The 8,118-nt window shown below is 49.2% G+C and carries 6 protein-coding genes; 5 read left to right on the top strand and 1 reads right to left on the bottom strand.

Annotation, left to right across the window (positions count from 1 at the left end):
* Positions 1 to 141 precede the first annotated feature (141 nt).
* The 3 genes from Q1B04_RS16325 (at position 142) to Q1B04_RS16315 (ending at position 5,017) form a co-directional block, all read left to right on the top strand.
* The gene (locus Q1B04_RS16325; RefSeq protein WP_299760728.1) at positions 142 to 1,518 is read left to right on the top strand and encodes a DEAD/DEAH box helicase; all 1,377 of its coding nucleotides are present in this window, start codon (positions 142 to 144) and stop codon (positions 1,516 to 1,518) included.
* A 141-nt stretch (positions 1,519 to 1,659) separates the two neighbouring features.
* The gene (gene rmuC, locus Q1B04_RS16320; RefSeq protein WP_299760726.1) at positions 1,660 to 2,988 is read left to right on the top strand and encodes a DNA recombination protein RmuC; all 1,329 of its coding nucleotides are present in this window, start codon (positions 1,660 to 1,662) and stop codon (positions 2,986 to 2,988) included.
* A 199-nt stretch (positions 2,989 to 3,187) separates the two neighbouring features.
* On the top strand, positions 3,188 to 5,017 hold the full coding sequence (locus Q1B04_RS16315; RefSeq protein WP_299760724.1) for a M2 family metallopeptidase: 1,830 nt from the start codon (positions 3,188 to 3,190) through the stop codon (positions 5,015 to 5,017).
* A 75-nt stretch (positions 5,018 to 5,092) separates the two neighbouring features.
* On the opposite strand, the gene Q1B04_RS16310 is transcribed toward Q1B04_RS16315, so the two are convergent.
* The gene (locus Q1B04_RS16310; protein ID WP_299760722.1) at positions 5,093 to 6,301 is read right to left on the bottom strand and encodes a pyridoxal phosphate-dependent aminotransferase; all 1,209 of its coding nucleotides are present in this window, start codon (positions 6,299 to 6,301) and stop codon (positions 5,093 to 5,095) included.
* A gap of 289 nt (positions 6,302 to 6,590) precedes the next feature.
* On the opposite strand from Q1B04_RS16310, the gene Q1B04_RS16305 reads away from it, so the two are divergent.
* Both Q1B04_RS16305 and Q1B04_RS16300 read left to right on the top strand, forming a co-directional pair.
* Complete coding sequence (locus Q1B04_RS16305; RefSeq protein ID WP_299760734.1) at positions 6,591 to 7,283, top strand: NAD-dependent deacylase; 693 nt, start codon at positions 6,591 to 6,593, stop codon at positions 7,281 to 7,283.
* Between the two features lie 310 nt (positions 7,284 to 7,593).
* Positions 7,594 to 8,058 (top strand): hypothetical protein, encoded by a 465-nt coding sequence (locus tag Q1B04_RS16300; RefSeq protein WP_299760720.1) that lies wholly within the window; start codon positions 7,594 to 7,596, stop codon positions 8,056 to 8,058.
* Positions 8,059 to 8,118: the final 60 nt, after the last annotated feature.

Below are 8,118 nucleotides of genomic sequence, written 5' to 3'. Positions count from 1 at the left end.
CATAAGTCTGCAAACTTTTCTTACCTGAACAACCGGCACCTGCTTTTTTATTCAATCAAATCAAAACAGCCTCTAAGTCATCACAATAAAAAATGATGAAGTATAATTGCTGTACCTTTGCAACTTACGAACTACCAAACCATGGCTACTTTCGAGCAACTGAAACTTAAGTCCTCCCTGCTTCAGGGGCTGCAGGCACTGCAATATACTTCTCCAACTCCCATACAGGAGCAAGCCATTCCTTTGCTGCTGCAGGGGCACGATGTGGCGGGGCAAGCAGAAACCGGTAGCGGTAAAACTGCCGCGTTCGGCCTGGCGCTACTCCAAAATATAAATCCGGATGTGCAGCAGGTGCAGGCCCTGATTGTGGTTCCTACCCGTGAGCTTGCCGTGCAGGTGCGCCAGGAGCTAAAGCAGTATGCCCGCTTTGTTCCGAATTTAAAGATAAGCGCTTTTTACGGAGGCCATTCCTTCCGTCTGGAAGAAGGATCGCTGGAGCACCCGCCACAGGTATTAGTCGGCACGCCCGGTCGCCTGACAGATCACCTTAGCCGCAGAACCTTAAATTTAAGTATGGCTACCAAAGTTGTTTTAGATGAGGCGGATAAGCTTCTGGAGATGGACTTTGAAGAAGAGTTGGACCAGCTGCTAACGGCATTGCCTGCTAAACGCCAGACAATCCTTTTCTCCGCCACCATGGAGGAAAACGTAAAACAGCTGATCGCCAATTCGCTGCAGGACCCGAAATTTGTGCAAGCCACCGCCTCTGCCGTACCAGACCGGATTCAGTATTTCGGGGTTAAGCTGCAGGACGCGCAAAAAAGGCTCGGGCTGGTACAGTTGCTGCAAAGCATAGATACAGCAGGAACGGTTGTTTTCGTAAATGCCCGCCTCACCACCGAAGAAGTGGCGCAGCACCTGCAAGACCATGGCTTCTCTGCCAAACCACTGCACGGAAAGCTGGAGCAGCGGGAGCGCGACAAAACCATGACACTTTTCCGAAACGGCACCACCGCCATACTTGTAGCCACAGACCTTGCCGCACGCGGCCTCGACATTGATGTACTGCAGCAGATAGTGCACTATGAGTTACCGCAGCATCAGGATGCTTACCTGCACCGCAGCGGCCGCACCGGCAGAGCCGGTAAATCAGGAATGGTTTATACCTTGCTTAACACGCGGGAAGAGCAAAAGCTAGCGCAGTGGCCCGAAGTACAGGTAAACAAATGGCTGGAGCTGCAGCAGCTAAATAAGCCAGCCAAACCGGCGGCCCCGACAACGCCTGCGCTTACCACGCTACACATTAGCGGCGGGCGCAAAGGCAAACTTAGTCCACGCGATATTGTGGGCGCACTGATTGCTGAAGTTGGCCTGAACGTAGCTGAAATCGGCAAAATAGAAATTCAGGATCACCACAGCTTTGTGGCCGTGCCAAATTACGCCGCCAAACAGGCTGTAGAAAAGCTGAACAGCGCTAAAATCAAAGGTAAAAAGTATAAGGTGAGCTATGTAAGGTAAGTTTGATGTGCCCGATCAATTAAATCAAACTTAAACCACAAGCTTTGCAGAAGTATACTTGCTACAGAAGGCAAAGCAAGCTAAACTAATTTCATTAGCAAAACGGTTTGCTGCCATACTAAAAAACTTTACCTTTACCCTATGGAGATTATCGTAGGATTAGCAGCATTTTTGGGAGGATTGGTAGTGGCTTTTCTGGCGCTGAAAGGTAAAATGAGCGCTTTAGAGCAAACCGCTAAACAAGCTGCCATTACCCAGGGCGTGCTGGAGGCGCAGGCCAAGCAAAAAAGCGAGGAGATGCAGCAGCTTAAGTCTCAGCTACGGGAGGCGCAGTCTGAAACGCTGGACCTGACCAACGCCCTCACCAAAACCGAAACTGACTATGAGCACCTGAAAACACGCCTGCAGGAACAAGGCCGTGAGCTGGAGCAGCTGCGCGAGAAATTCCTGCAGCAGTTCCAGAGCATCTCCAACCAGGTGCTCATGTCTAATGCTGAGCACTTCAACAAAGCCTCGTCCGAGAACCTGGAGCGTATTCTCTCTCCGCTGAAAGAGCGCATCAAAGAGTTTGAAGTAAAAGTAGAGCAAACTTATGAGAAAACGCTAAAAGACAGCATTTCACTAAAAGAGCAGATCACGCAGCTGGCTTCGCTAAACCAACAGATGAGCCAGGATGCCGTGAACCTAACCAGAGCGCTGAAAGGCGAGAGCAAAACGCAGGGCAACTGGGGCGAGTACCTGCTGGAAAGTCTGCTGGAGAAATCAGGGCTGCGCAAAGGCGTACATTATGAGCGTGAGGAAGTTCGTCAGAACGATGAGAAGCAAGTATACCGCCCGGACGTAATTGTGCGCCTTCCTGAGGGCAAGCACCTGATTATCGACTCAAAGATGTCGTTGGTGGCGTATGAGGCATACTGCAGCTGCGAGGACGAGAACCAGCAGGAAGTATACTTGCGCGGCCATATAAACTCGGTGCGCACCCACTTCTCAGATCTTGGCCGCAAAAGCTACCATCGCCTTACTGGCATCAACTCCCCGGATTTCGTGTTGATGTACATTCCCATTGAGCCAGCCTTTAACCTGGCTGTGCAGCACGACCACGCCCTGTTTACCGATGCTTTTGATAAAAATATAGTGCTGGTGACAACCTCTACCCTTTTAGCCACGCTGCGCACAGTAGCGGGTGTGTGGCGACAGGAAGACCAGAAACGAAACGTGCTGAAAATAGCCGATGAAAGCGGCAAGCTGTATGATAAGTTCGTGGGCTTTGTAGATGACCTGAAAACGATAGGCAAACACCTAGAAAGCAGCCAAAGCTCCTATAATGCAGCCATGAATAAACTTACCGAAGGCCGCGGCAACCTCATCCGTAGGGTAGAAATACTGCGCGAGTTAGGCGCAAAAACCAGCAAAACGATAGACAATAACCTGCTTCAGGAGGCGCAGCTGCCGGAAGAGGAGAACAGCTAGCTAGATTAGCAATCTTATTAAGAAGTATCAAAAACGGCACCGATGGGTGCCGTTTCTGGTTAAATTAAATTCAAACAGTCGATAGCTTTAGTCCCTGCTTACAGTTTCAGGTAACATTCCTCAGTCGACAGAATGCTTATAAGGCTTGTTTATACTTGTCTTCTATAGTATCTTAGTCAGATAACCGCAAACCTAATCCATGAAAAAACTAATCTTTACCGGCCTCACCGCCGCCGTGCTCCTCTCCTCCTGCTCTAGCCAAAAGTCGGAAACAGCGGGTACAGAGCAGACCGTAGAAATGACAGAAGCACAGGAGGAGGCACAGGCTTTTCTGGACCAGTACTCCCAAACTTATCAGCAGCTTTACACAAAATCTGCTGAGGCTGAATGGACTTCTAATACCAAGATTGTAGAAGGCGATACCACCAATGCCGCTGCCACGCGCCGGGCCAACGAGGCCTTTGCTGCCTTTAGCGGAAGTGCAGAAAATATCGAAATGGCCCGTAACATGCTGGATAAAAAAGACCAGCTGACCCCGCTGCAGGTAAAACAGTTTGACGCCATACTTTACGCCGGCGCCAACAACCCTCAGATCATCCCGGATGTGGTGAAAGCCCGAATCAAGGCAGAAACTGAGCAAACTGAAAAGCTGTACGGTTTTGATTACCGCATCTATGAGAAATCGGTTAGCACCAATGATATCGACAACATCCTGAAATCTGAAACCGATATTAGAAAGCGGTTGGATGCCTGGAATGCCAGCAAAGAGGTTGGCCCTAACTTGAAAGAAGGGCTCCTGGACCTGCGACAGCTGCGCAACAAAACAGTGCAGAGCCTTGGCTACGATGATTACTTCACTTACCAAGCCTCCGATTACGGGATGACGCGCGGAGAGATGATGAACCTGATGCAGCAGATAAACCAGGAGCTGCGTCCGCTTTACAGCGAGTTGCACACCTATGCCCGTTATGAGCTGGCTAAGAAGTATGGCGTAAAAGAGGTGCCGGATTATTTGCCGGCCCATTGGGTTCCGAACCGCTGGGGCCAGGACTGGAGCGCCATGGTAAACGTGGAAGGTATTGACCTTGACGCCGCCCTGCACCCCAAAGGCGCGGAGTGGCAGGTAAAGCAGGCCGAGCGCTTCTACACCAGCATGGGCTTTCCGGAGCTGCCGCAGACGTTCTACACCAAGTCGAGCCTGTACCCGCTGCCGGCAGATGCAAATTATAAAAAGAACAACCACGCCTCGGCCTGGCACATGAACCTGCAGGACGATGTGCGCTGCCTGATGAGTGTGGAGCCAAATGCAGAGTGGTATGAGACGACGCATCACGAGCTGGGCCACATTTATTATTACATGACTTACACCAACCCTGATGTGCCTGTGCTGTTGCGAGGCGGGGCTAACCGAGCGTACCACGAAGCAGTTGGCTCCTTGCTGGGTTTGGCAGCGATGCAGAAACCGTTCCTAGCGGAGCTTAACCTGATCGATAAAAACACCAAAACCGATGATGTGCAGACACTGCTGAAGGAAGCGCTGAGCTATGTTGTGTTCATTCCTTTCTCATCCGGCGTAATGAGCGAGTGGGAACATGATTTTTATGCTAAAGACCTTCCTGCTGACCAATTGAACAAGCGTTGGTGGGAGCTTACTAAAAAGTATCAGGGTATAGTGCCGCCCTCAAACCGTGGTGAGAACTACCTGGATGCCGCCACTAAAACTCACATCAATGATGATGCCGCCCAGTACTATGACTACGCCATGAGCTATGTTATACTGTTCCAACTGCACGACCACATCGCCAAGAACATCCTGAAGCAGGACCCGCACGCCACGAACTACTACGGCAGTAAAGAGGTGGGCAGCTTCCTGCGTGATATCATGTATCCGGGAGCCTCTGCTGACTGGCGCCAGATGCTGAAAGAGAAGACCGGCGAAGAGCTGAGCGCCCGCGCCATGGTAGATTACTTCCAGCCGCTAATGGATTACCTGCAGGAGCAAAACAAAGGCCGCAAGTATACTTTATAAGTTAAATTGATTTAAAACAAGCCAAAGCCGCAGCAGAAATCCGTTGCGGCTTTGGCTTGTTCTTAGTTTTCGGTTTTACTGCTGATGGTTTTTAAAGAAGGTTTGCAGCCTGTCCATTGTTTGGCTCAGCTCTTCGGGCGCCGGTAAGTACACTACTCTAAAGTGGTCGTGGTACGGATAATTAAACCCAGAACCCGGCACCAGCAGCACGTGCTGCTCCGAAAGTAAACCTAACGCTAACTGCTGATCACTGGCTAGGTTATACTGTTTCATGTCAAGTTTCGGAAACATATAAAAAGCACCGTTTGGCTTTACACATGTGATGCCCGGTATGGTTGTTAGTTTCTCATAGCATATTTCCCGCTGTATGCCCAGCCTGCCGGTAGGTTTTGTCAGTTCAAAAATGTTGTGCTGCCCGTTTAGCGCGGCCTCAATGGCAAACTGAGCTGGCACATTGCTGCACACGCGCAAGCTAGCCAGGATGTTCAGCCCACATATGTACTCCTGCGCCTTATGCTTGGCACCACTCACCAGCATCCACCCCGCCCTGAAGCCTGCCGCCAAGTAATTCTTGGACAAGCCGCTGAACGTGACAAAAAGTACTGACTCAGATAAAGTAGCTGTTGAGGTGAAAGCTGTGTCGTTATAAAGTATCTTATCGTAAATCTCATCCGAAAAAATAACCAGATTTTCCGCTTCTGCCAGTTGCACCAGCTCCTGCAGCACTTCCTTTGAGTAAACCGCACCTGTTGGGTTGTTAGGATTTATGAGTACAAGTGCACGCGTGCGGTCTGTAATTTTACGTTTGATATCCTGTACATCCGGAAACCAGTTGGCCTCTTCGTCGCAGTGGTAGTGCACGGCCTTTCCTCCGGCAAAACGTACCGCCGCCGTCCATAAAGGATAATCCGGGGATGGCACAAGCACCTCATCCCCGGCATTCAGCAGTGCCTCTACAGCATGCATAATCAGCTCGCTCAGCCCGTTACCTAAGTATACATCCTCCTCACTAATGTTAGCAATCCCTTTCTCCCTATAATAGCGTTTCACAGCATGTCTGGCGCTGAACAACCCTTTATGGTCAGAATACCCTTGGGCGTTAGCAAAGTTGCGGATAACATGCTGCACCACTTCCTTAGGTGCTTCAAACCCAAAAGGGGCCGGATTTCCGATGTTGAGCTTTGTAATGCGGTGCCCCTCCAGCTCCAGTTCTTTCGCTTTCTCGTACAAAGGCCCGCACAGGTCGTAAGACACATTGTTAAGGCGCTCGCTCCTCTTTATCATTCTTATAAAATTTAGCGAATATACTACCCTAAAAGCAACTCTAGTATCTGTAGAGCAGGATTTTATTTAAAATGGATTTTGCAATTTCATTCTGGACCTAACTTCTCCAGGTTTCGTGTTCGCAGCAAATCCATACTTCTGTATACCTGGCTATTAAAGAATTGCTAGACATCAATTATGGTTTTCCGGCTTGCCTAAGTTCTGCAAAAGCTGTAACCTTAGCTCTTCTAAAACTTATAACGTTAATCATAAGAATGTCTCCAAACTGGGTTAAAAATTTAAGAGCGTGATGAAAAAACTTGTGGTTTTAACTGGCGCAGGGATTAGCGCAGAAAGCGGGGTGGCCACCTTCAGGGATGCCAACGGGCTTTGGGAAGGCTATGATGTAATGGAAGTAGCCACCCCGGAAGGCTGGCGCAAAAACCCGGCCCTTGTACTGGATTTTTACAACCAGCGCCGTAAAAACGCCCACAGTGTTCAACCCAACCCAGCGCACCTGGCCCTAGCTGAACTGGAGCAGGACTTTGATGTGCGCATTATCACTCAGAATGTGGATGACCTGCATGAGCGGGCCGGTTCTTCCAATGTGCTGCACCTGCACGGCAAGCTGTTCGAGAGCCGCAGCACTCTAGACCCCACGCTTGTTTACCCAATTAAAGGTTGGGAGCTAAACAAAGGAGAAAAATGTGAACGCGGCTCGCAGCTTCGCCCCAACATCGTCTGGTTCGGGGAGCCGGTGCCTATGATGGAAAAAGCTATTGAGCATACTTTAGAGGCAGATATTTTTCTGGTTGTAGGCACTTCGCTGGTGGTGTACCCTGCCGCCGGTTTAGTGGATTATGTTTCGCATGAAGTGCCTGTTTTTGTAGTTGACCCTAACTTGCCAAGTATGCGGGCTCACTCAACCTTGCATCAATATGAGGAAAAAGCCAGCACCGGCATGATGAAGATCGCGCAGCTTTTGAAAACAAAGTATAAATAAGGCTGATCTGCACCAGCCAAAGTAAAACTTCTGCACCGCAAAACATAAGCGATTGTCTCGCATCGGAATGATAGCCAATTAGCTGCCATCCCTTTTCTAAAGCCTCTAAATCATAAATCCAGCTGACAAAGCTTTTAAACAGCAGTAGCTGCTATTAATACTTCTGACCTTGCTCTTTGTCTGATCAAAACCGCTACCTGTCTTAAATCACATCCTCAAACCTGTTAGCAAGTAGATTTTTAGTACATTTGCCAAACTTTTGTAGCTACAACTGTTTAATGCTACAGGCATTTTAAAGTATAAATAAGTCTTGAACACTAAGAATCAGCTTAAAGCGCTTGCCATTTACCAGATGCTGGGCGGCCTTTTGGGCATTGGCCTTACTATTTGGGTGATGTTCAGCGGAGAGGTAACCGTTACACAGCAAGTGCTGCGGCTCGGGTTGTTTGCCGGTGTGCTGTATGTGTTTTCCATACTTTGCGGCCGATTTATCCTGCGTAACCCAAAACGGGGTTTACAACTGTCACTCCTGAACCAGGTTTTTCAGGTTCTATACTTTTCGTTTGGGGCATACGGCTTTCAGTATGTCGCTGGCCTGCGCGTTGGTGTTGGAGTAGACATGGTTGGCGGCTGGCTGTTTAAATTCAGGCTGGCACTGTCTTCCTTTCACTTTAGCATCGGCACCGACCTGGGGCAGAAATTTATAGGTATAAACCTGGTTGCCCTCTTCCTGATTTTCTGGATAGAACGTTTGCTTGAGAGAAATCTTAACTAAACAATAATAAAACATTTAAGCTGATTCAGAATTATAAAGGCGTGATTTAGCCAATTACGG

Source organism: uncultured Pontibacter sp., from assembly GCF_947495565.1.
Lineage (GTDB): Bacteria > Bacteroidota > Bacteroidia > Cytophagales > Hymenobacteraceae > Pontibacter.
This window is presented reverse-complemented; position numbering and strand designations above follow the sequence as displayed.

Coding starts and splice junctions, on each gene's coding strand:
- Q1B04_RS16315 (WP_299760724.1), top strand. CDS start 3,188: ATGAAAAAACTAATCTTTACCGGCCTCACCGCCGCCGTGCTCCTCTCC.
- Q1B04_RS16325 (WP_299760728.1), top strand. CDS start 142: ATGGCTACTTTCGAGCAACTGAAACTTAAGTCCTCCCTGCTTCAGGGG.
- rmuC (WP_299760726.1), top strand. CDS start 1,660: ATGGAGATTATCGTAGGATTAGCAGCATTTTTGGGAGGATTGGTAGTG.
- Q1B04_RS16305 (WP_299760734.1), top strand. CDS start 6,591: ATGAAAAAACTTGTGGTTTTAACTGGCGCAGGGATTAGCGCAGAAAGC.
- Q1B04_RS16310 (WP_299760722.1), bottom strand. CDS start 6,301: ATGATAAAGAGGAGCGAGCGCCTTAACAATGTGTCTTACGACCTGTGC.